Genomic DNA, 26,060 nt, shown 5'->3' on the forward strand with positions numbered 1-26,060 from the left:
CGCGAAGTCCGGGCCTAGAGCGGATGTCATGGCACGACGGAGCGCTGTCCCGGGGCCGTCTCGGGGCCGTGGAAGGGCGCTCAACGATGACCAACGCTGACAACTGTCGACAGCTCAACGGCAGGTCACAGCTTTGATCAATTATGCGACCGCAGGTCAGAAACACCCTGTGTCACTTCTTCGGCTACTGACGCTTCTTCCGTACGGGGGCCTGACGGCGCGCGAGCGTTACGACGAGACGCGCGGCGGGCGCTGACAGCGCGGGCAGAAGTAGCTGGAGCGGTTCATCCAGGGGCGCCGGCGTATCGCCGTCCCGCAGCGGCGGCACGGTTCGTCCTCACGCCCGTAGGCGTCCAGGGACCGCTCGAAGTAGCCCGACTCGCCGTTCACGTTCACGTACAGGCTGTCGAAGCTGGTGCCGCCGACGGCGAGCGCGGCGTACATGACGTCCCGCGCATGGCCGAGGAGCTCGGCCGCGCGGGGGCGCGTGAGGGTCGAAGTGGGGCGCTCATAGTGCAGCCGCGCGCGCCACAGCGCCTCGTCCGCGTAGATGTTGCCGACACCGCTGATCAGCGACTGGTCGAGCAGGGCGCGCTTGACGGTCGTACGACGCAGGCGCAGCGCCGTACAGAACGCGGCGTCGTCGAAGGCCGGGTCCAGGGGGTCGCGCGCGATGTGCGCGATGACGTCGGGGAGCCCGTCGGGGGAATTGTCGTGCAGCGAGAGCCCGCCGAAGGTGCGCTGGTCGACGAAGCGCAGCTCCGTGCGGAAGGCGTCGTCGAAGCGTACGCGGATGCGCAGGTGCTTCTCGTCGGGCGCGGATTCCGGCTGTACGAGCAGCTGGCCGCTCATCCCGAGGTGGCCGAGGACGGAAGCGGCGGTGTCTTCGAGCGGCAGCCACAGGTACTTGCCGCGGCGGCGCGCGGCCCCGATGCGGTGCCCCTTGAGGCGTACGGCGAAATCCTCACCGCCGGCGAGGTGGCGGCGTACCGCCCGGGGGTGGAGCACCTGCACCTCGGAAACGGTGCGGCCGGTGACCCAGCGCTCCAACCCGCGTCGTACGACTTCGACTTCGGGCAGCTCAGGCACGGGTGCAGCATACCTCTGTGCCCCCTGCCGGATTCCGGCAGGGGGCACAGAGGGCAGTGCTGCGTAAGCGACTCAGGCGGTGGACCGGGCCGACGGCGTCGCGTCGTCGGCCGTGGCCCTCACGGGCGTCGCCGCGGCCGTCGCCTCGGCCGCCGCGCGCTCGTCCGCGGCCGCGCGAATCGCGCGCCACGCGGACTCCGCCGCCTGCTGTTCCGCTTCCTTCTTGCTGCGGCCGGTGCCGGTGCCGTACGAGACACCACCGACGCGGGCAGCAGCGGTGAAGGTCTTCTCGTGGTCCGGTCCGCTCTCCGAAACGAGGTACTCGGGTACGCCGAGACCCTCACTCGCGGTGAGTTCCTGGAGGCTGGTCTTCCAGTCCAGGCCCGCACCGAGGCCCGAAGACCTCTCGATCAGCGGATCGAAGAGCCGGTGCACCAGTTCTGATGCGGCTCCGAGACCCTGATCGAGATAAACGGCGCCGATCACCGCTTCAAGGGTGTCGGCCAGGATGGATGCCTTGTCCCTGCCACCCGTACCCTCTTCACCTCGGCCGAGCCGGATGAAGGAGCCGAGTTCGAGGCCGCGGCTCACCTCCGCGAGTGCACGAGAGTTGACCACCGCGGCCCGCAGTTTGGCCAGCTGGCCTTCCGGCAGATCGGGGTGGGTCCGGTACAGCGTGTCCGTGACCACCAGGCCGAGCACGGAATCCCCGAGGAACTCGAGGCGCTCGTTGGTGGGCAGACCGCCGTTCTCGTACGCGTACGAACGGTGGGTCAGCGCACGCACCAGAAGGGCGGACTCGAGCTGATAGCCGAGCCGCCCTTCCAGAAGCGTGTGGGACGAGGCTGTGTTTTCCGCCGGCTTGCCGGCGTAGTCCGCCTTGGCGTCATCCGCCTTCTTGGGGCTGGACACAGTGCCTCTCACCAGCCGCTCAGACCTCGAGGACCTGGCGCTTGTTGTACGTGCCGCAGCTCGGGCACGCGATGTGCTGGAGCTTCGGCTCCTGGCAACGCTCACACGAAACCAGGGTGGGGACCGCAGCCTTCCACTGCGACCGGCGGTGGCGCGTGTTGCTGCGCGACATCTTCCGCTTCGGAACAGCCACGGCTACTTCTCCTGCTTCTCGTCGACGCCCGACTCGGCGGCGTCGCCAATGTTGTCCTTCTCGCCGTCCTGGTTGGTCCCGGCGAGTCCCTGCAGTGCCGCCCATCGAATGTCGACGGCGTCATGATCGTGCCCAGGATTCTCGTCCAGCCTGACCCCGCACTGCGGGCACAGGCCGGGACAGTCCTCCCGGCACACCGGCTGCATAGGCAGTGCGAGCACTACCGCATCACGCAGCACGGACTCGAGGTCGAACAAGCCGTCCTCAAGATAGAGCCTGTCCTCGTCGTCCTCGTCGTCGTCGGCCGGTTCCGCCTTGTGGCGGCCCCGGTCATCGGCGGCAGGGTACGAGAACATCTCCTGGAAGTCCGCTGCAACGTCCAGCTCCAGCGGCTCCAGACACCTTACGCACTCCCCCTTGGCCGTCGCACGGGCGGTGCCTGTGACAAGCACCCCTTCCATGACGGATTCGAGGCGGAGCCTGAGATTCACCGGCGCGCCCTCCGGCACACCGACGACCCCTTCGATACCGAAGTCCTTGGGGGCCGCTACCGAGCGGGTCAGCCGCTGGAGCGCACCGGGACGCCGGCCCAGCTCGTGTGTGTCGAACACGAGGGGGTTGCGGTGGTCGAGGTGGGCGTTCAGGGGTCTTCCTGCTTTCGGTTCGCTGTGGTGGGCCGCCGTGTCGCCGTCGCGGAACGCGAAGCGGGCAGCCGTGATCGCGGGCATACGCGCGACCGAAGTGCCAGGATACTTGACGCTTCGCTCAGGGCCCAATCGGCGGCCTAGCGCCCCTGTTCGTACTCCCGCAGCTGATCGAGGTCGATCATGCTCGTGTCGAACAGGCTGGTCTCGTCGAGAGCGGCCTGCTGCTGAGGGACGTGCTGCTGCGGCTGCTGGCCGTAGCCCTGTCCCTGGTCGTAGCCCTGCTGCTGGTACGCGTAGGGATCCTGCTGCTGGTAGGCGTACGGATCCGGCTGCTGGGCGGCGTACGGGTCCTGCGGCTGCTGGTACGCGTAGGGGTCCTGCTCCTGCTGCGGCTGGTGGTGCGGCTGCTGGTACGCGTACGGGTCGTACGGCTGCTGGGCGGGGATGTGCGGCTGTCCGGGCTGTCCGGGCACCGGGACGGCGGCCTGCGGCTCGGCCAGGTCGGCGAGGAAGTCCGCGTCGCTGCTGCGCTGCGCTCCGGCCTCGTCCTGGGCCACCATGTGCGCGCCGAGCTCGTCCGACGCGACCCGTCCGTGCAGCTTCTGCCGGCCGCGGCCGACCGCTTCGAGGGTCTTGGAGAGCACGGCCTCGAAGGCGCCGAGCTTGGTGTCGACGTACTCGTCCGCGCGCTGGCGCAGCGTCTCCGGGTCGTGGCTGCGCTCCGGGGCTTCTGCGAAGTCGGGGTCCGCGTAACCCTGATCGTCGAGGCCGGGGCCCCGGCCCAGCAGCTTCTCGCGGCCGCGGTCGACGGAGCCGAGGGTCTTGGTGAGGACGACTTCGAAGTTCGCGAGCTTGGAGTCAACGTACTCGTCGGCCTCGGCGCGGATCTCCTCGGCGTCCCGGCGGGCCTCGCTGAGGATGCGGTCGGCCTCCTCCTGGGAGCGGCGGGCGACCTCGGTGTCGGAGATGAGCGACCCGCGCTGGGCGTGCGCGGACTCGATGATCCGCTCCGCCTCCTGGCGGGCCTGCTCGACCATCTGCTCGTGGCCGCCGATCAGCTCCTGCGCCTGCGCGAGCGAGCCGGGCAGGGCCTGGCGTACCTCTTCGAGCATCGAGAGCAGATCGGCGCGGTTGACCACGCACGAGGCCGACATGGGCATGGACCGGGCACTGCCCACCGCAGCGACGATCTCGTCGAGCTTCTTCTGCACGTCCACCGTGTGCTCGCCACCTGTTCTTCCGGCTGGAGACGGACGGGACGACTGTACGGGCAGTCGGCCCGAGTCCGACACCTGGTGACGTTCCGTCAGATTGTCACTTCTGTCGTCACTTCTGTCGTCGCTTCTCGGTGAGACGCTCGGTGAGCGCGCCGAGGACCCTCGGGGGGACCAGGTGGGAGACGTCGCCGCCCCAGGCCGCGACCTCCTTGACCAGGCTGGAGGAGAGGAAGCTGTAGGTGGGGTTGGTCGGGACGAACAGGGTCTCGACCCCCGAGAGGCCGTTGTTCATCTGGGCCATCTGGAGCTCGTAGTCGAAGTCGCTGACCGCGCGCAGGCCCTTCACGATGGCCGGGATGTCGCGCTGCTTGCAGAAGTCGACGAGCAGGCCGTGGAAGGACTCGACCTCGACGTTGCCGAACTCGGCGGTGATCTCGCGGATCAGGTCGATCCGCTCCTCGACCGTGAACAGCCCCTGCTTCGACTGGTTGATCATCACCGCGACGTGTACGACGTCGTACAGCTTGGAGGCGCGGGCAATGATGTCGAGATGTCCATTGGTGATCGGGTCGAATGACCCGGGACAGACTGCGCGGCGCATCTGTAGTCCCTCGCTCTCCGGTCCGGTCATCGTGCGTCTTCGCACGTAGAGGCGGCGCGACCGTACCAAAGCGTTCCCTCGCCGTAGCGACGGGCCCGCAATGGCTCAAATCCCTTGGGCCAGTTGAATTCTCCACCTCTTGTGCTGCGCTCCACGGTGGCGACGGCATCGTCCGCAAGCCAGCCCTGGGTGCGGAGTGTGAGGAGGATCTCGCGAAGATCGTCATCGGTGACGGCGTACGGAGGGTCGAGGAACACCACGTCGTACGGAGCCTCGGGCGCCGGACCTGTGATGATCTGCTCCGCTTTGCCCGCCCGGACTTCGGCGCCGGGCAGGCCCAGGGTGCGGACGTTGTCCCGGACGGTGCGGGCGGCCCGGCTGTCGGCCTCGACCAGCAGGGCGTGCACGGCGCCGCGCGACAGGGCCTCCAGGCCCACGGCGCCCGAGCCGGCGTACAGGTCGGCGATCCTGATGCCTTCGAGCGTGCCGAGCAGTGACTCCCAGGTGGAGAACATGCCTTCGCGCGCACGGTCGGAGGTGGGGCGGGTGCCGTTGCCCGGCGGGACGGCCAGGCGGCGTCCGCCGGCCGTGCCGGCGATCACGCGGGTCATGGTGTCGGTTCCTAGGGTCGTGAGGGTGAGTGGAGCGGCTCCTGCTGCACCCATTGTCAGCCCTTGTCGAGGTACTGCTCCCTCTCCTTGTCCAGCAGGGCGTCGAGGGCGGTGCGCAGCTCCGGGAGCCGTTCGAGTTCGGGATCGGCGGTGACGACGGCGACGGCCTCCTCGCGGGCCGCCACGATGACCTCCTCGTCGTCGATGACGGCGAGCATCCGCAGCGACGACCGGACGCCGGACTGGGCCTGGCCGAGTACGTCGCCCTCCCGGCGCTGTTCGAGGTCGATGCGGGAGAGCTCGAAACCGTCGAGGGTGGCGGCCACGGCGGCCAGCCGGGCGCGGGCCGGGCTCGCCTCGTGCATCTCGCTGACCAGCAGACACAGCCCGGGGGCCGAGCCACGGCCCACCCGGCCGCGCAGCTGGTGCAGCTGCGACACTCCGAACCGGTCGGCGTCCATGATCACCATCGCGGTGGCGTTGGGGACGTTCACGCCGACCTCGATGACGGTGGTGGCGACGAGGACGTCGACGTCGCCCGCGGAGAAGCGGCGCATCACGTCGTCCTTGTCGTCGGGCTGCATCCGCCCGTGCAGGACTTCGACGCGCAGGCCCTTGAGGGGACCGGCGGAGATCTGCTCGGCGATCTCCAGGACGGCGAGCGGCGGCCGCTTCTCGGGATCGTCCTCGGCCTGCTTCTTCTTGCCCTTGGCTGCCTTCGGGTCGTCCTCGTCGTCGCCGATGCGGGGGCAGACGACGTACGCCTGATGCCCGTTCTCCACTTCCTCGCGCACGCGCTCCCACGCGCGGGCGAGGAAGTGCGGCTTGTCCTTGGCCGGGACGACGTGGGTGGCGATGGGCGAGCGGCCGGCCGGGAGCTGGTCGAGGACCGAGGTCTCCAGGTCGCCGAAGACGGTCATCGCGACCGTGCGCGGGATGGGCGTCGCCGTCATGACCAGCAGGTGCGGGGGCTGCTTGCCCTTGGAGCGCAGGGCGTCGCGCTGCTCGACGCCGAAGCGGTGCTGTTCGTCGACGACGACGAGGCCGAGGTCGTGGAACTGCACCTTGTCCTCGATGAGCGCGTGGGTGCCGATGACGATGCCCGCCTCGCCCGTGGCCAGGTCGAGGAGGGCGCGGCGGCGGGCGGGCATGCCCATGGAACCGGTGAGCAGCACGACCTTGGTGCCCTGCTCGGCGCCGCCGAGCATGCCGCCCTCGGCCAGTTCGCCCATCATCTCGGTGATCGACCGGTGGTGCTGCTGGGCGAGCACCTCGGTGGGCGCGAGCATCGCGGCCTGGCCGCCCGCGTCGACGACGGCGAGCATGGCGCGCAGGGCGACCATGGTCTTCCCACTGCCGACCTCCCCCTGGAGGAGGCGGTGCATGGGGTGCTCGGTGGAGAGGTCATCGAAGATCTCCTTGGAGACCTTCTGCTGGCCGTCGGTGAGGGTGAAGGGCAGCTTGGCGTCGAAGGCGTCGAGCAGGCCGCCGGGGGCGGGGCGGCGGGCGACGGCCGGGAGCTGGGTGTCTGCGAACCGGCGCCGGGCGAGCGCGACTTGGAGTACGAACGCCTCGTCCCACTTGAGGCGGTCCCGTGCCTCGGCGATGTCCGCCTTCGTACGGGGGCGGTGGACCTTGCGGAACGCGTCGGGCAGGTCGGTGAGGCCTCGGCCCTCGCGCAGGGCGGGCGGCAGGGGGTCGGCGATCTCCTGCCAGCCGGTGGCCTCCATCGAGGCCAGGACGACGTCGACCGTCTTGGCGATCTTCCAGCTCTCCATCTGGGCGCAGGCCGGGTAGAGCGGGATGAGCTGGTTCGCCCAGGCCTCCACGGCGTCGGCGCCGCTGTCCTTGCCGAGCATTTCGTACGCAGGGTGGGAGAGCTGGCGGATGTTGCGGAACACGCCGACCTTGCCGGAGAACATGCCGCGGCGGCCTGGCAGCAGTTCCTTCTGGTGGTGGTAGATCGACTTGCCGAAGAAGACGAGCTGGAGCCGTCCGCTGCCGTCGGTGAGGGTCACTTCCAGGCGCTGGCCCTTGCCGTTGGCGAACCGCAGGACGCGGGCGTCGGCGACCTGCGCCACGACGGTGGCGTGCTCGTCGAGCGGGAGGTCGGCGAGCTGGGTCAGCTCACCGCGTTCGGCGTACCGCCGGGGGTAGTGGTGCAGCAGGTCACCGACCGTGTGCAGGTCGAGGTGCTCGGCCATCACCTTCGCGGTGGTGCCGCCGAGCGTCTTCTTGAGTGGTTCGTCGAGCGCGGGCACAGGATCCATTGCACACCACACCACTGACAACGGGCCACGTCCCCTCGCGGGAGGGCCGGTTTTCTCCGGCGGAGCCGTACATGGCTACTCCACGCCGATCAGCAGTGGGGACGACTGGCGGCCGCCGTCGTACGTGATCGTGTCCACCGCCAGGTGGGACTCCCGGACGTGCGCCTCCAGGTACTCCGCCAGGCCCGCCGGGGCGTCCTCCCCCAGCACCAGCGTGACCATCTCGCCGCCCGCCGCCAGCATCCGGTCCAGGACCGTACGCGCCGCCGCCGTCAGGTCGGACCCGATCACTACCACGTCGCCGTCGATCAGGCCGAGCACGTCACCGGCCTGGCAGATGCCGGCCATCGTCCAGGACTGGCGCTCCGCCACGGTCAGTTCGCCGTACCGCGTGGCGCCCGCCGCCGACGTCATCGCCACGACGTCCTCGTCGAAGCGGCGGTCCGGTTCGTGCACGGCGAGGGCCGCGATGCCCTGGACCGCCGCGCGGGTGGGGATCAGCGCGACCCGTACCCCGTCGGCGCGGACCTGTTCCGCCGCCGCGGCCGCCGTGTGCCGCAGGTCGGCGTCGTTCGGCAGCAGGACGACCTCGCGCGCGTGGGCGCGCCGGATCGCCTCCGCCAGCTCCCCGCTCGCGGGCGGCTCCCCCGGGCGCGCGAGCACAGTGGTCGCGCCCGCCTCGGCGCAGAGCCCCGCCAGGCCCTCGCCGGGTACGACGGCGACCACCGCCCGCTGGGCCCGTTCCCGGGGCGGCGCGACCCGGTCCGCGGCGAAGTGCGTGATGCGGATCCGGTACGGCCGGCCGGCCTCGACGCCCGCCTCCACCGCCGCGCCCGCGTCGTCCACGTGCACATGGACGTTCCACAGGCCGTCGCCCCCGACGACGACAAGCGAGTCCCCGAGCCCGTCGAGCCGGGTACGCAGCCGGCTCACCGCCGCGTCGTCCGCCTCCAGCAGGTAGATCACCTCGAAGGCGGGACCGCCCTCCTGCACCGCGTCCGCCGGGCAGTCGTCGGCCATGGAGAGCGGCGCCGCCGGCGCTTCCCTCTTGCGTACGGCGACGGCCTCCCCCGAGACGGCTTCGACCAGCGCGCCGAGCACGGCCACCAGGCCCCGCCCGCCCGCGTCGACAACGCCCGCGCGGCCGAGCACCGCCAGCTGCCGGGGGGTCTCGTCGAGTGCGACGCGCGCCCCTTCGTACGCCGCGCGCGCCACGCCGGTGGTGTCGTCGCCGCCCGCGCTCTCGGCGGCGTCCGCCGCCGCCGTGGCGACGGTCAGGACCGTGCCCTCGACGGGGTGCGCGACCGCCTGGTAGGCCGATTCGCTCGCCCTGCGCAGCGCCCGCCGCAGGCCCTCGGCATCGGCGGCCCGGTCGGAAAACACCTGCGCCATGCCGCGCAGGAGCTGCGCCAGGATGGTTCCCGAGTTGCCCCGGGCGCCGATGAGGGCGCCGTGCGCCATCGCGCGTACAGCGTCCGCAAGGGCGGGTGCCGAGGCGGCGGCGCCGGTGACGGTCTCGTGAGCGGTGAAGACCGCCTCCACGGCCTGAACGGCCGATTCCACGGTCAGGTAGAGGTTGGTGCCGGTGTCCCCGTCCGCGACCGGATAGACGTTGATCGCGTCGATTTCCTCGCGGGCTCTGCCGAGGGCCTCCAGTGCCAGCGAGCACCAGGTGCGTACCGCGACGGCGTCGAGGGTCTGCGGCACCTGGCGTCCTCCTTGAGAGCGGGTTGAACCGCAGGGTAGTCGCGCGATGCGCCGCACCGGAGGCGGGGGCGGACGCGGGGGGACTGGGCGAGGGCCGCCGGGAGCCATGGTAGTTTCGTTCTACGGGAGCAGCCGATGTATGCTGCTCCGGTTGCCCGATGAAAATCGGGACATTCCCCCGGCTACGCCACTCGATTCTTCGATCCCGGCATGCCGGGATCCACTGTAAGTGCATCTGAAGTCTTTGGAGTGACCCGTGGCTGCCAACTGCGACGTCTGCGGCAAGGGGCCGGGCTTCGGCAACAACATTTCGCACTCGCACCGCCGTACGTCTCGTCGCTGGAATCCCAACATCCAGCGCGTGCGTGCAGTGGTCGGTCGGACGCCGAAGCGGCTCAACGTCTGCACCTCGTGCATCAAGGCCGGCAAGGTCTCGCGCTGACGTATGCCAAGCGCGGCCACCTAGCTGGTTGCTTAAGAACCGGTCCACCCTCGCGGTGGGCCGGTTCTTTTTATGCCCGGATTTATGTCCTGAGCCTGTCAGAACGCCTGTGACCTGCCAGAATCGGCGCGTGCGCTTCGCCATCCTGGGTCCTCTCGACATCCGTTCCGCCGACGGTGACGCTCTCGATCCGGGCGGCCCCCGCCCCCGCGCGCTCCTCACGCTGCTGGTGCTGGAGGCCGGCCGGGCCGTGAGCACGGACCGGCTGACCGACGGGCTGTACGGCGACGAGCCGCCGGCCGGGGCCGCCAACGCGCTCCAGTCCCAGGTGTCCCGGCTCCGCAAGCGTCTCGGCGTAACCATCGAGTCGCTGTCGGCCGGCTACCGGCTCGTCGCGGACCCGGACGACGTGGACGCTCACCGCTTCGAGCGGCTGTCCCGCGCGGGACGCCGGGCGCTGGCCGAGGGAGCTCACGCGCGGGCGGGCGAGCTGCTGCGGGAGGCGCTCGGGCTGTGGCGCGGGCCGGCGCTCGCGGGGCTGGCCGGGGTGCCGTTCGCCGAGGCTCGGGCGGCCCGGCTGGACGAGCTGCGGCTGGCCGCGCTCCAGGACCGCGTCGACGCGGATCTCGCGCTCGGCTCCGGCCCCGAGCTCGTGCCGGAGCTGCGGGAGCTCATCGCCGTACATCCCTTGAGGGAGCGGCTGTACGGGCAGCTGATGCGGGCACTGCACGCGGGCGGGCGCCCCGCCGAGGCGCTGACCGTGTACGAGCAGGCCCGGCGCAAGCTGGCCGGCGAGCTCGGCGCCGATCCCTCCGCCGAGCTGGCCGCACTCCATCTGGAGCTGCTGCGGGGGCAGTCCGCCGAGCGGACCGCCGCCCCGCGCGGGGTGCCGTCGCAGCTGACCAGCTTTGTGGGGCGCGACGAGGAGCTGGAGCGGATCGGCCGGCTGCTCGGCGCCGGGCGGCTGGTGACGCTGACCGGGCCCGGCGGGGCGGGCAAGACCCGGCTGGCGGTGGAGGCGGCCGGGCGGTGGGCGGGAACGGTCTGTTACGTCGAACTGGCGCCGGTCTCCGATGAAGCGCAGCTCCCGTACGCCGTACTGACCGCTCTCGGGGTGCGCGAAAGCGGCTTCCAGGAAACGGCCGCGGGTGATGCCACACAGCGGCTGCTGACCGCGCTCGAAGAGCGGGAGCTGCTGCTTCTGCTGGACAACTGTGAGCATGTGGTCGAGGGCGCGGCGCGGCTCGCCGGTCTGCTCCTCGGTGCGTGCCCCCGTGTGCGCGTTCTGGCGACGGGGCGAGAGGCCCTGGGGATCACCGGTGAGGTGGTGTGCCCGCTGCCGCCGCTCGCGCTGCCGGCGGCCGTCGCGCTGTTCGCCGACCGGGCGGCAGCGGTCAACGCGGTCTTGCCGCCCGCCGTACGCCCCGGCTCCGGGCCGGAACACGAAAACGACGCCCACACGCGCGTGGAGCGCATCTGCGCCGCGCTGGACGGGCTGCCGCTCGCGATCGAGCTGGCGGCGGCCCGGCTGCGGACCCTCACGCTCGACGAGATCGCGGCGCGCCTCGACGACCGCTTCCGGCTGCTGTCGCGCGGCGGCGACCGCACCAAGGCGCCGCGGCACCGGACACTGCGCGCGGTCGTGGAGTGGAGCTGGGAGCTGCTCGACGAGGAGGAACGGCTGCTGGCGCAGCGGCTGACCGTGTTCGCCGGGGGCGCGACGCTCGACGCCGTCGAGCGGGTCTGTGATGTTCCGGGGGCCGAGGACGCGCTGGCCTCGCTCGCCGAGAAGTCGTTCGTGGAGGTGGCGGGCGGGCGGTACCGGATGCTGGAGACCATCCGGGTGTTCTGCGCGGAGCGTCTCGCGGGGGAACCCGCGCAGGAAAGCGTGCTTCGGGCGGCGCACGCGGCGTACTTCCTGGAGCTGGCCGAGACCGCCGAGCCGTTCCTGCGCGGCGGCGCGCAACTGGAGTGGCTGGCGCGGCTGGACGCCGACCACGCGAACTTGCTCGCGGCGCTGCGCCCGCTCCTGCTCCACGGCCGGAGGGCCGGCGCGCTGCGGCTGCGGCTGCGCTTGCGGCTGCTGGCCGCGATCTCCTGGTACGTGCGCCTGCGTGGCCGACAGGGGGAGCTGGTGCCGGTCGCCGCCGAACTGCTGGCGGCGGTGGGGACCGAGCCGCCCGAGGGGCTCGTCGAGGAGTACGTCCTGTGCGTGTTCAACGCCGTCGCTGGGCGCGGTGATCCGGCGGACGACGGGCTGATCGAGCGCGCCGACGCGCTGATGACCAGTCTGGCTCAGCGGCTGCGGCTGCCGTTCACGCTCGTGCTGTGGTCCCTGGTGAGCGGTCCGCGCAGCAGCGACATCGAGTGGGCGCGCGGGCGGCTGGGCGACGGTCTGTGGGCCGGGGCCGTGCTCGACATGGGGCACGGCTTTCAGGAGATGCTCGCCGGGCGGCCCGCGGCGTCCGAAGCCGCCTTCGGTGCGGCGCTGGAGGGCTTCCGGGCGGCCGGGGACCGCTGGGGCATGGCCAACTCCCTTGATCCGCTGGCGATGTTCGCGCACTGGCGCGGCGACGCCGGGCGGGCGCTGGTGCTGCTCGACGAGGCGCTCGCGCTCGTGCAAGTGCTGGAAGCGCCCGAGGAGACGGCCGATCTGCTGGTGCGCCGGGCGGCGGTCCTGCTGCACACGGGCAGGCCGGACGATGCGGTCGGGCTGTACACGCGCGCGGCGGAACTGGCCCGCAGCGTCGGCGTCCCGGACAAGGCCGCGGGAGCCGTGCGGGGGCTGGGCGATGCGGCTCGGCTGGCCGGTGACACTGCGGGGGCGCGGGAGCATTACGGGGCGGCGCTGGAGCTTGTCGCCGCGACGTGGTTCAGCGTGGGCGAGACCCTGCGGATCTTTGTCGGCCTCGGCCGGGCCGCCGGGGCCGAGGGCCGTGTCGACGAGGCCGCGGACTGGTTCGGGCAGGCGCGGGAACTGGCGCTGGAGCAGCCGGGGTCGCGGCTCGACCTGGCTGAGGTGGCCGAGGCGATGGCGTCCCTGGCCGCCGCCGAAGAGGCCGCCGGGCTGCTCGGCGCGGCGGAGGGGCTGCGCGGGGCGGCGCTCGCTCTGGACCCCGATGTGGCGCGTGTCCGTGACCGGGCTCGCGCGGGCCTGCCGCCCGGGACGTACGAGAAGGCGTACGCGCACGGGCGCGAGCTCCGGGGCCGGCTGAGGGTTCTTTCCCCCACCCGCCCCTTCCCGTAACAGGGGCTCCGCCCCGGACCCCGGTCCTCAAACGCCGGACGGGCTGAAAGGAGGCGCCGCACTCCGGAAGGCTGCGCCCTCGGGAGGGCGCGCACGAAAAGAGCCACGGCCCCGGGAGGGCCGCCGCACACCGAAAGCCGCCACCCGGGGAAGGCCCCCGCACACCGGACCCAAGGTGCTGCCACACCCGAAGTGGGTGCCGCACTCGGGAAGGTTGCCACGCACAGAAACAACTGCATGCTCCGGAGGGCCGCCGCACACCACAAAGCCACCTCCCCAGCAAGGCCCCGAAGACCGGACCCAGGGGGCTGCCGCACACCGAGTGGTGCTGCGCTTGGGAAGTTTGCCGCGCACGGGAAAAGCCGCCGCCTCGGGAGGGGCGCCGCGCGGTCAAAGGCCACCGCCCCCAGCGGGCTCCGCACACCGAAGATTGCCGCGCCCGGGATGTTGCCATGCCCGGGAAAGGCTGCCGCGTGCGGTAGTTCCGGAGGGGCGGGGAATCATGCCGCCGCCAGGAAATCCAGCCCGTCCGGCGATTGAGGACACGCCCGAAGGGCGTCAGAGGTCCGGGGCTTGCCCCCGCTCCCGTGGCGGAGCCACAAAGGTGGCAGCCGGAAGGGGCGGGACGCAGGATCATGCCGCCGCCGGGAAAACCCAGCCCGTCCGGCGATTGAGAACACGGCCGGAGGGCGTCCGGGGGGCCGGGGCCGGGGCTTGGCCCCGCGTGGCGGAGCCGCCGGTCGCGGTCAGCCGACGGTAAGGGGGCGGTCAGCGGTGGGGGTCAGGCTCGCCCCATGACCACCCAGCTGCGCAACCTCAACGTCCTGATCTCCGGCGCCAGCATCGCCGGCCCCGCCCTCGCCCTCCAGCTCTCCCGGTACGGCGCTCACGTCACCGTCGTGGAGAAGGCACCGGCCCTGCGCACCGGCGGTTTCGCCGTCGACTTCCGCGGTCACGTCCACCGCAAGGTCCTCCAGGAGCTCGGCATCTGGGACGACGTCCACCGCCGTCAGACCCACATGGGCACGCAGACCGTCGTCGACATCGACGGAAGCCCGCGCGTCGACCTGCCCTCCGCCATGATGAGCGGCGACGTGGAGATCTTCCGCGGCGATCTCTCCGCCATCCTGTACGAGCGCACCTTGGACACCGTCGAGTACGTCTTCGGGGCCTCGGTCGCCACCATGGCAGAGGACGTCGACGGCGTCGACGTCACCTTCGACCACGGCGCCCCCCGCCGCTTCGACCTCGTCGTCGGCGCCGACGGACTGCACTCGAACACCCGCCGCCTCGCCTTCGGCGACGAGTCGCGGTATCTGCGCTACCTCGGCTACTACGTCGCCGGCTTCGACATGCCCAACCACCTCGGACTGGACCGCACCGCCCGCGTCTACAGCGACCCGGGCCGCATGCTCTCCATCGCAAACTACGACGGCGACCCCGACCGGGCCGGCGCCAGCTTCGTCTTCGCCTCCGAGCAGCTCGCGTACGACCGCAACGACCTCGGCCGGCAGAAGAAGATCCTCGCCGCGAAGTTCGCGGACATGGGGTGGGAGACCCCCAAGGCGCTGGACGCCCTCGACGACGCCGACAGCCTGTACTTCGACGCGATCGCGCAGATCCACATCGACCGGCTGTCCAAGGGCCGGGTGGTCCTGATCGGCGACGCGGGTTACGGCGCCACCATGGGCGGCATGGGGACCGGTGCGGCGGTCGTCTGCGCCTACGTGCTCGCCGGCGAACTCGCCCGCGCACACGGGGACCACCGCATCGCCTTCGCGGCGTACGAGGCGGAGGTACGCGACTTCGCGAAGGGCTGCCAGAAGATCGCGGGCAACGCGGGCCCGTTCCTCGCGCCGCCCACCGAGAAGAAGATCCGGCAGCGCGACCGGGCGTACCGCGTTCTGAGTTCGCGTCTTCTCGCCGGGTTCTTCAAGAAGCTCACGGAGCGGGCCGCGACCAACATCAGGCTGAAGGATTACGCCTGACTACTCCTGGCTGTTCCTGAGCCGCCAGCCGTGGTCCACCGGGCCTATCCCCGCGCCCAGCGCGAATCCTGCCGCGATCGCCTCGGTCACGTACTCCTTGGCGGCGGACACGGCCTGCGGTACGTCGAGGCCCTTCGCCAGGCCCGAGGCGATCGCGGACGCCAGCGTGCAGCCCGTGCCGTGCGTGTGCCGGTTGTCGTGGCGGGGGGCACGCAGCCAGTGCTCCTCGGTGCCGTCCGTGAGGAGGTCGATCGCGTCGCCCGGCAGGTGTCCGCCCTTGACGAGCACCCAGCGCGGTCCGAATTCCAGGAGTGCGTCGGCGGCCCGCCGCAGATCGGCCTCGGACTCCACGCGTACGCCGGTGAGCTGGGCCACCTCGTCGAGGTTCGGGGTCGCGACGGTCGCCGTGGGCAGCAGCTTCGTCCGTACGGATTCGAGGGCGGACGTGGCGAGCAGCGGGTCCCCGTGCTTCGACACCCCCACCGGGTCGACGACCACCGGGGCGTCGGTGCCGGCCAGCAGCTCGGCCACCGTCTCGACGAGGTCGGCGGAGGACAGCATCCCGGTCTTCACGGCCTGTACGCCGATGTCGTCGACGACGCTGCGGTACTGCGCCCGTACGGCCTCCACGGGCAGGTCCCAGGCGCCTTGCACCCCCAGCGAGTTCTGCGCCGTCACGGCGGTGAGCACGCTCATGCCGTGCACGCCGAGCGCCAGCATCGTCTTGAGGTCGGCCTGGATACCCGCACCGCCGCCGGAGTCGGATCCGGCGACGGTGAGGACGCAAGGAAGTATTCGCATACGGGCGAATCTAGTACGCCTCCGGTACGCCCGGGCCACGGCCGTGGGACTAGGGGGCCGTCTCGATGTCCTCGAAGTGGTCCCAGCCGCCCTTCTTCGTCCACGGCGCCCCGTCGACCGTCACCTGCGGCAGCGCCGACGGGTTGAGGACCTCGCCGATGATCTTCCAGCGGGCGGGCAGCTTCGTGTCCGGCGGGAACGTCGCCACGATCGCGTGGTCCTCTCCCCCGGTCAGCACCCATTGCAGCGGGTCCACGCCGACCGCCTGCCCGATGTCCGACATCTGCGTCGGAATGTCGATGAGCCCGGACCGCAGGTCGATACGGACCTTGCTGGCCTCCGCGATGTGCCCGAGGTCGGCGACGAGCCCGTCACTGACGTCGGTCATGGCGGTGGCGCCGAGCCCGGCGGCCGCGGGACCCGCGTGGTACGGCGGCTCCGGGCGCCGGTGTGCCTCGACGAAGGCGCGCGGCGAGCGGAAGCCGCGCGAGAGAACGGCGAGGCCCGCCGCGGACCAGCCCAGCCAGCCGGTGACGGCGACGACATCGCCGGGCCTGGCGCCGGACCGCGTCACCGGTTCGTGGTTGCGCAGGTCGCCGAGCGCGGTGATCGCCACGGTGATGGTCTCGCCGCGTACGACGTCACCGCCGACGACGGCCGCCCCCGCGACCTGGCACTCGTCCCGGATGCCGTCCATCAGCTCGGTCGGCCAGCTGACCGGGAGTTCGGCGGGGACGACGAGGCCGAGGAGCAGAGCGGTCGGCACCGCTCCCATGGCGGCGATATCGGCCAGATTCTGGGCGGCGGCCTTGCGGCCCACGTCGTACGCCGTCGACCAGTCGCGCCGGAAGTGACGCCCTTCGAGCAGGATGTCCGTACTCGCCACGACCCGCCGGTCGGGTGCGGCCACGACGGCGGCGTCGTCGCCGGGCCCCAGCCGTACCGCCGGGGTGGTGGTGAGCCGGGAGGTGAGCTCTCTGATGAGCCCGAACTCCCCCAGTTCGCCCACAGTGCCCTTCATGGATGTGCCCCTTCTGCCCCAGTGCGCTTGCGGTCGCGAGCCATCACTGCTGTAGGTACCGTCAACACATACGTCAACTTCTGGTCTCCGTACGCCACGCTCCGTAAGCCGACGGCCGCGCAAGTCTCCCCGCCGGCCACGACGACGCGATACGGTGGCGTCTCTTTATCTCCCCACATGATCCTCGTGGCCGCCCTGGAGGTTCCGTGGTACAGGCGTACATCCTCATCCAGACCGAGGTGGGCAAGGCGTCGTCCGTCGCCGAGACCATCGGCAAGATTCCGGGAGTGATCCAGGCCGAGGACGTGACCGGACCCTATGACGTGATCGTGCGCGCGCAGGCCGACACGGTCGATGATCTCGGCCGGCTGGTGGTCGCCAAGGTCCAGCAAGTGGACGGCATCACCCGCACTCTGACCTGCCCGGTCGTGCACATCTAGCCCCCGTCTACTCTTGGCCGGTGACTTCCACTTCCCGCCGGCTTTTGTCGCATTCGTCGATGGCGTGCGCCGCCCTGCTGCTCGCTGCCGCCGCCGGCTGTTCCCTCGCGTCCCTCACACACGACGCCGTGGCGATCCCGGTTCCCACCCCGTCCTCGGAAGAGGCCGAGGTGTGCCGGGCGCTGCACCGTGAGCTGCCGGAGTCCGTCGAGGGGCAGCAGCGGCGCACCGCCGACCCGGAGTCGGACCTCACCGCCGTATGGGGAGATCCGGCGATCGTACTGCGCTGTGGTGTCCCCCGGCCGGAGAAGATGAGCGATCCGGCGGCGCAGGCGGTGGAGGCGGACGGCGTCAACTGGATGCTGGAGCGGCAGGAGGACGGCAGCCCGCGCTTCACCACGACCTACCGCGAGGCGTACGTCGAAGTCACACTCCCCGCGAAGTACGCCCACGACGTCACGCCGTTGGCGGCCTTCGCGGGGCCGGTGAAGAAGGCAGTGCCCGGCAGCCTCTAGCGCAGGCCCGTCGGGCGGCGCAGCGCGGCCTGGATGAGCAGGTCGACGAGCTCCGGGTAGGACACCCCGGTCTCCTGCCACATCCGCGGGTACATGGAGATCGGCGTGAAGCCGGGCATCGTGTTGATCTCGTTGATCACGAACTCGCCGCTGTCGAGCAGGAAGAAGTCCGCCCGCACCAGGCCCTCGCAGGACGCGGCGTCGAACGCCTCGACCGCGAGCCGCCGCACCTCGGCGGTCTGCTCCTCGGTGAGCGGGGCGGGCACCAGGCCCGCCGCCGAGTCGATGTACTTCGCCTCGAAGTCGTAGAAGTCGTGGGACGTGACGGGCGGGATCTCGGCGGGCACGCTCGCGCGCGGCCCGTCCTCGAACTCCAGCACACCGCACTCGATCTCGCGGCCGCGCAGCAGCGACTCGACGAGGATCTTGGGATCGTGGCGCTGCGCCTCCTCGATCGCCGCGTCGAGGCCGGAGAGGTCACTGACCTTGGTGATGCCCATCGAGGAGCCGCCGCGGGCCGGCTTGATGAACAGCGGCCAGCCGTGCTCGCCGGCGAAGTCGACGATCTTCTCGCGGGCGGCGGAAGGATCGTTTTCCCACTCCCGGGGGCGGATGACCTCGTACGGGCCGACCGGCAGCCCGAAGGAGATGAACACCCGCTTCATGTACTCCTTGTCCTGGCCGACGGCCGAGGCGAGCACACCGGAGCCGACGTACGGGACGCCGGAGAGCTCCAGGAGGCCCTGGAGGGTGCCGTCCTCGCCGTACGGGCCGTGCAGCACGGGAAAGACCACGTCGACCTCGCCCAGCGCCTTGGGCACCGAGCCAGGCTCGGTGTAGAGCACTTCGCGGACGCTCGGGTCGACCGAGAGCACCACGCCGCCCTCGGTCGATTCGGCGAGGTTCTCGACGCTCGGCAGGGTCCGGTCGGCGATGGCCATCCGGTCGGGCTCGTCGGCGGTCAGCGCCCAGCGGCCGTCCGTCGTGATGCCGATCGGCAGTACGTCGTACTTCTCGCGGTCGATGGACCGCAGTACGGCGCCGGCCGTGACGACCGAGATGGCGTGCTCGGAGCTGCGACCGCCGAAAACGACGGCCACCCGCGGCTTGCGGGGCTCCTGTGCGGGGCTCTGGGGGAGGTTCTCGCTGCTCATATCGCGTTGAGGGTACCTGGTAGTAGGGACTGCGTCAGCGGCGCTCGGGCTTGGCGCTGCGTGACATCAGCTCCTTCAGCGCAACGATCGGCGGCTTCCCGTGGTGAACGATGTCGACAACCGTGTCCGTGATGGGCATGTCGACGCCGTGCCGGCGGGCCAGATCGGCCACCGACTCACAGGATTTGACGCCCTCGGCGGTCTGCTTGGTGACCGCGATGGTCCCTTCGAGCGTCATGCCGCGGCCGAGGTTGGTGCCGAAGGTGTGGTTGCGCGAGAGCGGCGACGAGCAGGTGGCGACCAGGTCGCCGAGGCCGGCGAGACCGGAGAAGGTGAGCGGGTCGGCGCCCATCGCCAGTCCCAGGCGGGTCGTTTCGGCGAGGCCGCGGGTGATGAGCGAGCCCTTGGCGTTGTCACCGAGGCCCATGCCGTCCGCGATGCCGACGGCGAGGCCGATGACGTTCTTGACGGCGCCGCCGAGTTCGCAGCCGACGACGTCGGTGTTGGTGTACGGGCGGAAGTACGGGGTGTGGCAGACGGACTGGAGCCGGGTGGCTACCGACTCGTCGACGCAGGCGACGACCGCGGCGGCGGGCATCCGGGCCGCGATCTCCTTGGCGAGGTTGGGTCCGGTGACCACGGCGACCCGCTCGGCGGGCGCCTTGGCGACCTCCTCGATGACCTCGCTCATGCGCTTGGCGGTGCCGAGTTCGACTCCCTTCATGAGGGAGACGAGGACGGTGTCGGCGCGCAGCAGCGGCGCCCACGCGGCGAGGTTGCCGCGCAGCGTCTGCGAGGGGATGGCGAGGACCGTGAAGTCGGCGCCCGCGGCGGCCTCGGCCGGGTCGGTGGTGGCGCGCAGCGAGGGGGGGAGTTCGACGTCCGGGAAATAGTCGGGGTTCGTACGGCCGTTGTTGATGGCGTCGGCGACTTCGGCGCGGCGGCCCCACAGGGTCACCTCGCAGCCCGCGTCGGCCAGCACCATGCCGAAGGCAGTGCCCCAGGAGCCTGTTCCGAATACGGCCGCCTTGACCGGCTGGCGTGTCACTTTGCGTTCTCTCCCTCGGCTTTGCGGTGCTGCTCCGCTGTGTGGCGCTGCTGCGCGCGCGCCCTGCGGTGGTCGTACAGCTCGACTGGCGCGGGCTCGCCGCGCAGCTCGGCGAGCTGCTCCGTGATGGCGCTCATGATCGCCTCGGTCGCCTCGCGCAGCACTTCGGGCGTCGGTTCCCTGTCGTAGAACCGGTCGAGGTCCACCGGCGGACCCGCCTGCACCGAGAGGGTCTTGCGCGGGAACAGCTGAAGCTTGTTCTCTTTGGCGTACGGCGGCATTGCCAAGTTGGCTCCCCACTGGGCGACCGGGATAACGGGGGCCTTCGTCATGAGGGCCACGCGCGCCGCTCCGGTCTTTCCCGCCATCGGCCACATGTCGGGGTCGCGGGTGAGCGTGCCTTCGGGGTAGAAGGCGACGCATTCGCCGCGCTCGATGGCGTCGACCGCCGCGCGGAAAGCGTCGAGTGCGTTGGTGGTCTCGCGGTAGACGGGAATCTGGCCGGTACCGCGCAGCATCATCCCGACAAAGGGGGTTTTGAAGAGGGCCGCCTTGGCCAGCAGCCGGGGAACACGTCCCGTGTTGTACTGAAAGTGCCCGTAGGAGAGCGGGTCGAGGTACGAGTTGTGATTGACCGCGGTGATGAATCCGCCCTCGGCCGGAATGTTCTCCATTCCGCGCCAGTCCCGCTTGAACAGAACCACCAGCGGGGGTTTGGCGATGACCGCTGCCAGGCGGTACCAGAAGCCGATTCTGCGGCGGGACACTCGGACACCTTCCTCTAGGACCTGGCTGCTTGTGCTTATGCGCCTGGTCAGCCGCACAAGTCTCGCCCCAGGTCCCCTGTCTGTCGAGAACACCGTACGCCCCGGGGCAGGGCCCGGATCCCCTGCCGGCCGTACGAACAGGCCACAATAGGGCCCGACGCGCACTGGACGGAGGGCTCGCCACTGAACACGCTCCGGACCGCTCCCTGGTCCCTGGTCGTCCCCCTGAAGCCCCTGTTGCTGGCCAAGAGCAGGCTTGCCCCCGCGGCGGGCGACGCGTTGCGCCGGAGGCTCGCTCTCGCCTTCGCCGAGGACACCGTGGCGGCTGTGCTGGCGTGCCCCGCCGTACGGGATGTGGTGGTCGTCACGGACGACGGTCCCGCGGGCGCCGCGCTGGCCGCGCTGGGGGCGCGTATCGCCCCGGACACGCCGGCCGCCGGTCTCAATGCCGCTTTGGCGCACGGGGCGCGCACGGTGCGGGCGCTGCGGCCGGGGGCGGCCGTCGCGGCGCTGAATGCGGATCTTCCCGCACTGCGGCCGGTGGAATTGCAGCAGGTGCTCGATTACGCCGCCGCATTTCCCCGCGCATTTCTGGCGGATGCCGCCGGAATCGGCACGACGCTTCTTTCCGCGGCGCCGGGGGTGGAATTGGCGCCGTTCTTCGGCGGCCCTTCGCGCGCCCGGCATTCGGCCGCGGGGGCCCGGGAAATACCGCTCGACGGAGTCGATTCCGTACGCCAGGACGTGGACACGGGCGACGATCTGCGGGCGGCGGTGGCGCTCGGCGTGGGCCCGCGCACGGCCCGGCTGAGCGCGGCGGTCACCGCCGGATACGCTGCTGTTATGCAGGCGACCGCGTACACGTACGACTCCGAGACCCGCAGCGGCAGTGTGCTGCTCGACGACGGCACCCCGGTGGACTTCGACGCCCGGGCCTTCGACGCGGGCGGCCTGCGGCTGCTGCGTCCCGGGCAGCGGGTGCGTATCGAGGGGGACGGTGAGGGCGCGGACCTGCGCATCACTCTGGTGACGCTGCAGACCTTCTGAGGGGCGCCCCCTGCCGGGGCCCGCTGCCGGACCGGAACACACCGCGGGCCGGGCTCCCCGGAGGGAGCCCGGCCCGGCGCGTGAGTCCTTGCTGCCCTGCTACTTCCCGGCAGCGGTCTTCTTGGCGGTGGTCTTGCGCGCCGTTGTCTTCTTGGCGGGCGCCTTCTTCGCGGTGGCCTTCTTGGCCGGTGCGGTCTTCTTGGCGGTGGCCTTCGCAGGCGTGGCCTTCTTGGCCGCGGCCTGCTTGGCCGGGGCCGCCTTCTTCCCGGCGGCGGCCTTCTTCGCGGCGCCCGTGGCCTTCTTGGCCGGGGCCGTCTTCTTCGCGGCGGCGGTGGTCTTCTTGGCCGGGGCCGCCTTCTTCGCCGGGGTCGTCTTCTTGGCGGCGGCCCGCTTGGTGGCGGCCTTCTTGGCCGCGGACTTGGCAATGGTGGGGGGCGGGCCGGAAAGACTGCCCTTGGGCGCCTTCTTGACGGCGACCTCGCCACCCTTGGGGAGCTTCTTCGAGCCGCTGACCAGGTCCTTGAAGCCCTGACCTGCACGGAAGCGCGGAACCGAGGTCTTCTTGACCCGTACCCGCTCGCCCGTCTGCGGGTTGCGGGCGTAACGGGCCGGACGCTCAACCTTCTCGAACGATCCGAAGCCGGTGACCGACACGCGGTCGCCGGCGACCGTTGCACGGACGATCGCGTCGAGTACCGCGTCGACCGCGTCCGCGGCCTGCTGACGGCCGCCGACCTTGTCTGCAATCGCTTCTACGAGCTGCGCCTTGTTCACGTCTTCCCCTTCGGAGACATTGCCAGAACGAATGTGTTCAAGCTTTTTCGCACGTTAGGCAGATATATACCGCAAATCAAACACGAAACGGGCTAATCACCCTAGTGCCGCAACGAAGTAGACCTTGAGGACTTCCAGAGGTCTCAGTCACCTTCAGGGAATCGACCCTCATCGAGGTCCTTCATCAACCTGTCCAGGCGCCTTGCCGCATCGGCGAGATCGTGTTTCGCCGCGGCCGTTATGACCAGCAGCTTCCGGGTCAGCGCCATCCGTACGCCCTCCGGGACTTGCAGTGTGCGCACTCTTGTGTGTGCTTCTTTCAACCGGTCCGCGACTGCCGCATAGAGCTTGAGTTGGCTGTCGCGTTCCATGCACCGATTGTGCCATCTGGGGCGAGTTGTCGCCTCCGGCGGGGGCAACTAATGGAATCCGGGTGTCCGAAAGCCCTCCTAGATCCTTGCCATTTCGCCCCCATGTCCCTCGCTTACCACGGGAGTTGGGGCGCAAACATGCCGTTGCCCCCCACCGCGAACGGCAGGGGGCAACGGAGTGATGCGAGGGCGTCAGACCTGCGTCGTACTGGGCTTGAACGACGGCCGGCCGGCCTCGTAAGCAGCGATGGACGGCTCGTTCTGGAGGGTGATGCTGATGTCGTCCAGACCATTCAGCAGTCGCCAGCGGGCGTTCTCGTCAAGTTCAAAATCAGCCGTAATGCCTTCGGCACGGACTTGACGGTCCTCCAGGTCCACGGTGATCTCGGCGGTGGGGTCCGCGTCGACCAGGTCCCAGAGCGCGTCCACGACCTTCTGGTCGAGCACGACGGTCAGCAGGCCGTTCTTGAGCGAGTTGCCGCGGAAGATGTCGGCGAACCGCGACGAGATGACGGCCTTGAAGCCGTAATTCTGCAGCGCCCACACGGCGTGCTCACGCGAGGAGCCGGTACCGAAGTCCGGACCCGCCACCAGAACCGTGGCACCTTCCCGCTCGGGGCGGTCGAGCACGAACTGCGGGTCCTTGCGCCAGGCCTCGAACAGCCCGTCCTCGAAACCGTCGCGGGTGACCTTCTTCAGCCAGTGCGCGGGGATGATCTGGTCGGTGTCGACGTTGCTGCGGCGCAGCGGAACGGCCCGGCCGGTGTGTGCGGTGAAAGCTTCCATGGCCATGATGCTCAGGCCTCCACGAGCGTCGGAACGTCGGACAGGTCGGCGGGAGCGGCCAGGTGGCCCAGCACCGCCGTCGCGGCGGCAACCTGCGGCGACACCAGGTGGGTACGGCCGCCCTTGCCCTGCCTGCCCTCGAAGTTGCGGTTGGAGGTGGACGCGGAGCGCTCACCGGGCGCCAGCTGGTCCGGGTTCATGCCCAGACACATCGAGCAGCCCGCGTGCCGCCATTCGGCCCCGGCGGCGGTGAACACCTTGTCCAGGCCCTCTTCGATCGCCTGCAGCGCGACCCGCACCGAGCCTGGAACGATCAGCATCCGTACGCCCTCGGCGACTTTACGGCCGTCCATGAGCGCGGCGGCGGCCCGCAGGTCCTCGATGCGGCCGTTGGTGCACGAACCTACGAAGACGGTGTCGACCTTGATGTCGCGCAGCGGCTGCCCGGCGGTCAACCCCATGTACTCCAGGGCCTTTTCGGCGGCGAAGCGCTCCGAAGCGTCCTCGTACGAAGCAGGGTCGGGGACGTTCGCCGACAGCGGCGAGCCCTGGCCCGGGTTGGTGCCCCAGGTGACGAACGGCGCCAGTTCGGCGGCGTCGATGACGACCTCGGCGTCGAAAACGGCGTCGTCGTCGGTGCGCAGCGTCTGCCAGTAGGCGACGGCGGCGTCCCAGTCCTCGCCCTTCGGCGCGTGGGCACGGCCCTGGAGGTAGTCGAAGGTGGTCTTGTCGGGGGCGATCATGCCCGCGCGCGCACCGGCCTCGATCGACATGTTGCAGATGGTCATCCGGGCCTCCATCGAGAGCTTCTCGATGGCGGAACCGCGGTATTCCAGTACGTAACCCTGACCGCCGCCGGTGCCGATCTTCGCGATGATCGCCAGGATCAGGTCCTTGGCGGTTACGTCGGCGGGCAGTTCGCCCTCGACGGTGATCGCCATGGTCTTCGGGGGCGCCATCGGCAGGGTCTGCGTGGCCAGGACGTGCTCGACCTGCGAGGTACCGATGCCGAAGGCCAGCGCGCCGAAGGCGCCGTGCGTGGAGGTGTGGCTGTCGCCGCACACCACGGTGGTGCCGGGCTGGGTCAGGCCCAGCTGCGGTCCCACGACGTGGACGACGCCCTGCTCGACGTCGCCGAGCGGGTGCAGCCGCACACCGAAGTCGGCGCAGTTCTTGCGCAGCGTCTCCAGCTGGATCCGGGAGACCGGGTCCGCGATCGGCTTGTCGATGTCGATGGTCGGGGTGTTGTGATCCTCGGTGGCGATGGTGAGGTCGAGCCGCCGTACCTGCCGGCCGCTCTTGCGGAGGCCGTCGAAGGCCTGCGGGCTGGTCACCTCGTGCAGCAGGTGCAGATCGATGAAGAGGAGATCCGGCTCGCCCTCGGCGCGCCTGACGACATGGTCGTCCCAGACCTTCTCCGCAAGTGTCCTACCCATCGCTTTCCCTTCGACCGGCGTCTTCGCCGGCCCATCTAGAGATCGGATCGCCCCCGCCCCGGACCCCCGTACGGGGCGGTGGCTGCTGAGCCGTTGTGCGGCCTCCCCTACAGATTCGCAAGTTCCCGGAAAAATTGAACTTGCGTTTCACAGAGTGAGACACGAGTATCGACGCATGGACAACTCTAGCGGCGTCGGCGTTCTCGACAAGGCAGCTCTGGTACTGAGCGCACTGGAGTCCGGTCCGGCCACCCTCGCCGGGCTGGTCGCGGCGACAGGGCTTGCACGACCCACGGCACACCGTCTTGCCGTGGCACTGGAACACCACCGGATGGTGGCGAGGGACATGCAGGGCCGGTTCATCCTGGGCCCGCGACTGTCGGAACTTTCCGCCGCGGCGGGTGAGGACCGGCTGCTGGCCACGGCCGGCCCCGTACTCACGCATCTGCGTGACGTCACCGGCGAGAGCGCGCAGCTCTACCGCCGGCAGGGCGACATGCGCATCTGCGTCGCGGCGGCCGAGCGGCTGTCCGGACTGCGGGACACCGTCCCGGTGGGCTCGACGCTCACCATGAAGGCGGGCTCGTCCGCGCAGATCCTGATGGCCTGGGAGGAGCCGGAGCGTCTGCACCGCGGGCTTCAGGGCGCGCGCTTCACGGCGACGGCGCTTTCGGGTGTACGGCGGCGGGGCTGGGCCCAGTCGATCGGCGAGCGCGAGCCGGGTGTGGCGTCGGTTTCCGCACCCGTGCGCGGGCCGTCGAACCGTGTCGTCGCGGCCGTCTCGGTATCCGGACCGATCGAGCGGCTGACGCGCCACCCCGGGCGTATGCACGCCCAGGCGGTCATCGACTCGGCGGCCCGCCTGTCGGAGGCGCTGCGCCGCTCCGGCGGCTGAGCGAGCGGCTGCGCGGGGGCGGGGTGCGGTGCGGGTGCCTGCGGCGCTTTCCCCGACCCGCCCCTTCCCGAACCGGGGCTC

At 70.7% G+C, this 26,060-nt stretch carries 24 protein-coding genes and 1 pseudogene; 7 read left to right on the forward strand and 18 right to left on the reverse strand.

The annotated features are described in order from the left end of the window. Window positions 1-228: 228 nt before the first annotated feature. The 9 genes from mutM to J7E96_RS02940 all read right to left on the reverse strand — a co-directional run bounded on the left by mutM (window position 229) and on the right by J7E96_RS02940 (window position 9,355). The gene (gene mutM / locus J7E96_RS02900; RefSeq protein ID WP_215127118.1) at window positions 229-1,089 is read right to left on the reverse strand and encodes a bifunctional DNA-formamidopyrimidine glycosylase/DNA-(apurinic or apyrimidinic site) lyase; all 861 of its coding nucleotides are present in this window, start codon (window positions 1,087-1,089) and stop codon (window positions 229-231) included. 72 nt (window positions 1,090-1,161) lie between these two features. After that, window positions 1,162-2,013, reverse strand: coding sequence for a ribonuclease III (gene rnc / locus J7E96_RS02905; protein ID WP_215127120.1), 852 nt, complete (start codon window positions 2,011-2,013; stop codon window positions 1,162-1,164). 7 nt (window positions 2,014-2,020) lie between these two features. Then, window positions 2,021-2,194 (reverse strand): 50S ribosomal protein L32, encoded by a 174-nt coding sequence (gene rpmF / locus J7E96_RS02910; protein WP_003965982.1) that lies wholly within the window; start codon window positions 2,192-2,194, stop codon window positions 2,021-2,023. Between the two features lie 2 nt (window positions 2,195-2,196). After that, a complete protein-coding gene (locus J7E96_RS02915) occupies window positions 2,197-2,838 on the reverse strand; it encodes a DUF177 domain-containing protein (RefSeq protein ID WP_251069341.1) in 642 nt (213 codons plus the stop codon). A 140-nt stretch (window positions 2,839-2,978) separates the two neighbouring features. Continuing rightward, window positions 2,979-4,058, reverse strand: coding sequence for an ATP synthase F0 subunit B (locus J7E96_RS02920; protein ID WP_215127124.1), 1,080 nt, complete (start codon window positions 4,056-4,058; stop codon window positions 2,979-2,981). Between the two features lie 109 nt (window positions 4,059-4,167). Continuing rightward, window positions 4,168-4,659 carry a pantetheine-phosphate adenylyltransferase gene (gene coaD, locus J7E96_RS02925; protein WP_251069324.1) on the reverse strand — a complete coding sequence of 164 codons (492 nt, stop codon included), beginning with the start codon at window positions 4,657-4,659 and terminating at the stop codon, window positions 4,168-4,170. A gap of 26 nt (window positions 4,660-4,685) precedes the next feature. Next, window positions 4,686-5,270 carry a 16S rRNA (guanine(966)-N(2))-methyltransferase RsmD gene (gene rsmD / locus J7E96_RS02930; RefSeq protein ID WP_215127128.1) on the reverse strand — a complete coding sequence of 195 codons (585 nt, stop codon included), beginning with the start codon at window positions 5,268-5,270 and terminating at the stop codon, window positions 4,686-4,688. A gap of 56 nt (window positions 5,271-5,326) precedes the next feature. Next, on the reverse strand, window positions 5,327-7,540 hold the full coding sequence (recG, locus tag J7E96_RS02935; protein WP_215127130.1) for an ATP-dependent DNA helicase RecG: 2,214 nt from the start codon (window positions 7,538-7,540) through the stop codon (window positions 5,327-5,329). Between the two features lie 75 nt (window positions 7,541-7,615). Then, complete coding sequence (locus J7E96_RS02940) at window positions 7,616-9,355, reverse strand: DAK2 domain-containing protein (RefSeq protein ID WP_215127132.1); 1,740 nt, start codon at window positions 9,353-9,355, stop codon at window positions 7,616-7,618. 148 nt (window positions 9,356-9,503) lie between these two features. Here J7E96_RS02940 and rpmB point away from each other — a divergent pair, with 148 nt between their 5' ends. The 3 genes from rpmB to J7E96_RS02955 all read left to right on the forward strand — a co-directional run bounded on the left by rpmB (window position 9,504) and on the right by J7E96_RS02955 (window position 14,924). After that, window positions 9,504-9,689 (forward strand): 50S ribosomal protein L28, encoded by a 186-nt coding sequence (gene rpmB / locus J7E96_RS02945; RefSeq protein ID WP_003957616.1) that lies wholly within the window; start codon window positions 9,504-9,506, stop codon window positions 9,687-9,689. Between the two features lie 130 nt (window positions 9,690-9,819). Then, window positions 9,820-12,936 carry a BTAD domain-containing putative transcriptional regulator gene (locus J7E96_RS02950; protein WP_215127134.1) on the forward strand — a complete coding sequence of 1,039 codons (3,117 nt, stop codon included), beginning with the start codon at window positions 9,820-9,822 and terminating at the stop codon, window positions 12,934-12,936. A 794-nt stretch (window positions 12,937-13,730) separates the two neighbouring features. After that, the gene (locus tag J7E96_RS02955; RefSeq protein WP_215127136.1) at window positions 13,731-14,924 is read left to right on the forward strand and encodes an FAD-dependent monooxygenase; all 1,194 of its coding nucleotides are present in this window, start codon (window positions 13,731-13,733) and stop codon (window positions 14,922-14,924) included. Here J7E96_RS02955 and thiD read toward each other — a convergent pair whose 3' ends face one another. Both thiD and J7E96_RS02965 read right to left on the reverse strand, forming a co-directional pair. Further along, window positions 14,925-15,725 (reverse strand): bifunctional hydroxymethylpyrimidine kinase/phosphomethylpyrimidine kinase, encoded by an 801-nt coding sequence (thiD, locus tag J7E96_RS02960; RefSeq protein WP_215127138.1) that lies wholly within the window; start codon window positions 15,723-15,725, stop codon window positions 14,925-14,927. Between the two features lie 49 nt (window positions 15,726-15,774). Next, window positions 15,775-16,746, reverse strand: a complete 972-nt coding sequence (locus tag J7E96_RS02965) for a thiamine-phosphate kinase (protein ID WP_215127140.1) — start codon at window positions 16,744-16,746, stop codon at window positions 15,775-15,777. Window positions 16,747-16,952: 206 nt separating this feature from the next. Here J7E96_RS02965 and J7E96_RS02970 point away from each other — a divergent pair, with 206 nt between their 5' ends. Both J7E96_RS02970 and J7E96_RS02975 read left to right on the forward strand, forming a co-directional pair. Beyond that, window positions 16,953-17,186 (forward strand): Lrp/AsnC family transcriptional regulator, encoded by a 234-nt coding sequence (locus J7E96_RS02970; protein ID WP_069926747.1) that lies wholly within the window; start codon window positions 16,953-16,955, stop codon window positions 17,184-17,186. A gap of 20 nt (window positions 17,187-17,206) precedes the next feature. Beyond that, window positions 17,207-17,701 (forward strand): DUF3515 domain-containing protein, encoded by a 495-nt coding sequence (locus J7E96_RS02975; protein WP_374196634.1) that lies wholly within the window; start codon window positions 17,207-17,209, stop codon window positions 17,699-17,701. Here the strand turns inward: J7E96_RS02975 and J7E96_RS02980 are convergent. The 3 genes from J7E96_RS02980 to J7E96_RS02990 are packed head-to-tail and all read right to left on the reverse strand — an operon-like array spanning window position 17,698 to window position 20,670. After that, entirely contained in the window at window positions 17,698-18,855 is a 1,158-nt protein-coding gene (locus tag J7E96_RS02980) for a D-alanine--D-alanine ligase family protein (RefSeq protein WP_215127142.1), read from the reverse strand. The genes J7E96_RS02975 and J7E96_RS02980 overlap by 4 nt on opposite strands. Before the next feature lie 34 nt (window positions 18,856-18,889). Beyond that, window positions 18,890-19,903 carry an NAD(P)H-dependent glycerol-3-phosphate dehydrogenase gene (locus J7E96_RS02985; RefSeq protein WP_215127144.1) on the reverse strand — a complete coding sequence of 338 codons (1,014 nt, stop codon included), beginning with the start codon at window positions 19,901-19,903 and terminating at the stop codon, window positions 18,890-18,892. Then, window positions 19,900-20,670, reverse strand: a complete 771-nt coding sequence (locus J7E96_RS02990) for a 1-acyl-sn-glycerol-3-phosphate acyltransferase (RefSeq protein WP_215127146.1) — start codon at window positions 20,668-20,670, stop codon at window positions 19,900-19,902. Before J7E96_RS02990 ends, J7E96_RS02985 begins: the two co-directional genes overlap by 4 nt. Before the next feature lie 183 nt (window positions 20,671-20,853). Between J7E96_RS02990 and cofC the strand changes: the two are divergent. Beyond that, window positions 20,854-21,489: pseudogene (gene cofC, locus J7E96_RS02995) on the forward strand (2-phospho-L-lactate guanylyltransferase); the annotation flags it as partial. A 327-nt stretch (window positions 21,490-21,816) separates the two neighbouring features. Here the strand turns inward: cofC and J7E96_RS03000 are convergent. From J7E96_RS03000 to leuC, 4 genes are all read right to left on the reverse strand, one after another. Further along, window positions 21,817-22,491, reverse strand: a complete 675-nt coding sequence (locus J7E96_RS03000; protein WP_215127148.1) for an HU family DNA-binding protein — start codon at window positions 22,489-22,491, stop codon at window positions 21,817-21,819. A 143-nt stretch (window positions 22,492-22,634) separates the two neighbouring features. Further along, window positions 22,635-22,862 (reverse strand): hypothetical protein, encoded by a 228-nt coding sequence (locus J7E96_RS03005; protein WP_215127150.1) that lies wholly within the window; start codon window positions 22,860-22,862, stop codon window positions 22,635-22,637. A 192-nt stretch (window positions 22,863-23,054) separates the two neighbouring features. After that, window positions 23,055-23,648: a 3-isopropylmalate dehydratase small subunit gene (gene leuD, locus J7E96_RS03010; protein ID WP_215127454.1), complete on the reverse strand. Its 594-nt coding sequence runs from the start codon at window positions 23,646-23,648 to the stop codon at window positions 23,055-23,057. Window positions 23,649-23,659: 11 nt separating this feature from the next. Then, window positions 23,660-25,084 carry a 3-isopropylmalate dehydratase large subunit gene (leuC, locus tag J7E96_RS03015; protein WP_215127152.1) on the reverse strand — a complete coding sequence of 475 codons (1,425 nt, stop codon included), beginning with the start codon at window positions 25,082-25,084 and terminating at the stop codon, window positions 23,660-23,662. A 175-nt stretch (window positions 25,085-25,259) separates the two neighbouring features. Here leuC and ndgR point away from each other — a divergent pair, with 175 nt between their 5' ends. After that, the gene (gene ndgR / locus J7E96_RS03020; RefSeq protein ID WP_028813744.1) at window positions 25,260-25,979 is read left to right on the forward strand and encodes an IclR family transcriptional regulator NdgR; all 720 of its coding nucleotides are present in this window, start codon (window positions 25,260-25,262) and stop codon (window positions 25,977-25,979) included. Window positions 25,980-26,060 lie beyond the last annotated feature (81 nt).

Origin of the sequence: Streptomyces sp. ISL-96, from assembly GCF_018614035.1 — a bacterium.
GTDB lineage: Bacteria > Actinomycetota > Actinomycetes > Streptomycetales > Streptomycetaceae > Streptomyces.

Excerpts from the sequence above, each read along its gene's own strand:
- coaD (WP_251069324.1), bottom strand. The coding sequence starts at position 4,659 with ATGCGCCGCGCAGTCTGTCCCGGGTCATTCGACCCGATCACCAATGGA.
- rsmD (WP_215127128.1), bottom strand. The coding sequence starts at position 5,270 with ATGACCCGCGTGATCGCCGGCACGGCCGGCGGACGCCGCCTGGCCGTC.
- recG (WP_215127130.1), bottom strand. The coding sequence starts at position 7,540 with ATGGATCCTGTGCCCGCGCTCGACGAACCACTCAAGAAGACGCTCGGC.
- J7E96_RS02940 (WP_215127132.1), bottom strand. The coding sequence starts at position 9,355 with ATGGCTCCCGGCGGCCCTCGCCCAGTCCCCCCGCGTCCGCCCCCGCCT.
- J7E96_RS02955 (WP_215127136.1), top strand. The coding sequence starts at position 13,731 with ATGACCACCCAGCTGCGCAACCTCAACGTCCTGATCTCCGGCGCCAGC.
- thiD (WP_215127138.1), bottom strand. The coding sequence starts at position 15,725 with ATGCGAATACTTCCTTGCGTCCTCACCGTCGCCGGATCCGACTCCGGC.
- J7E96_RS02965 (WP_215127140.1), bottom strand. The coding sequence starts at position 16,746 with ATGAAGGGCACTGTGGGCGAACTGGGGGAGTTCGGGCTCATCAGAGAG.
- J7E96_RS02980 (WP_215127142.1), bottom strand. The coding sequence starts at position 18,855 with ATGAGCAGCGAGAACCTCCCCCAGAGCCCCGCACAGGAGCCCCGCAAG.
- J7E96_RS03005 (WP_215127150.1), bottom strand. The coding sequence starts at position 22,862 with ATGGAACGCGACAGCCAACTCAAGCTCTATGCGGCAGTCGCGGACCGG.
- leuD (WP_215127454.1), bottom strand. The coding sequence starts at position 23,648 with ATGGAAGCTTTCACCGCACACACCGGCCGGGCCGTTCCGCTGCGCCGC.
- leuC (WP_215127152.1), bottom strand. The coding sequence starts at position 25,084 with ATGGGTAGGACACTTGCGGAGAAGGTCTGGGACGACCATGTCGTCAGG.
- ndgR (WP_028813744.1), top strand. The coding sequence starts at position 25,260 with ATGGACAACTCTAGCGGCGTCGGCGTTCTCGACAAGGCAGCTCTGGTA.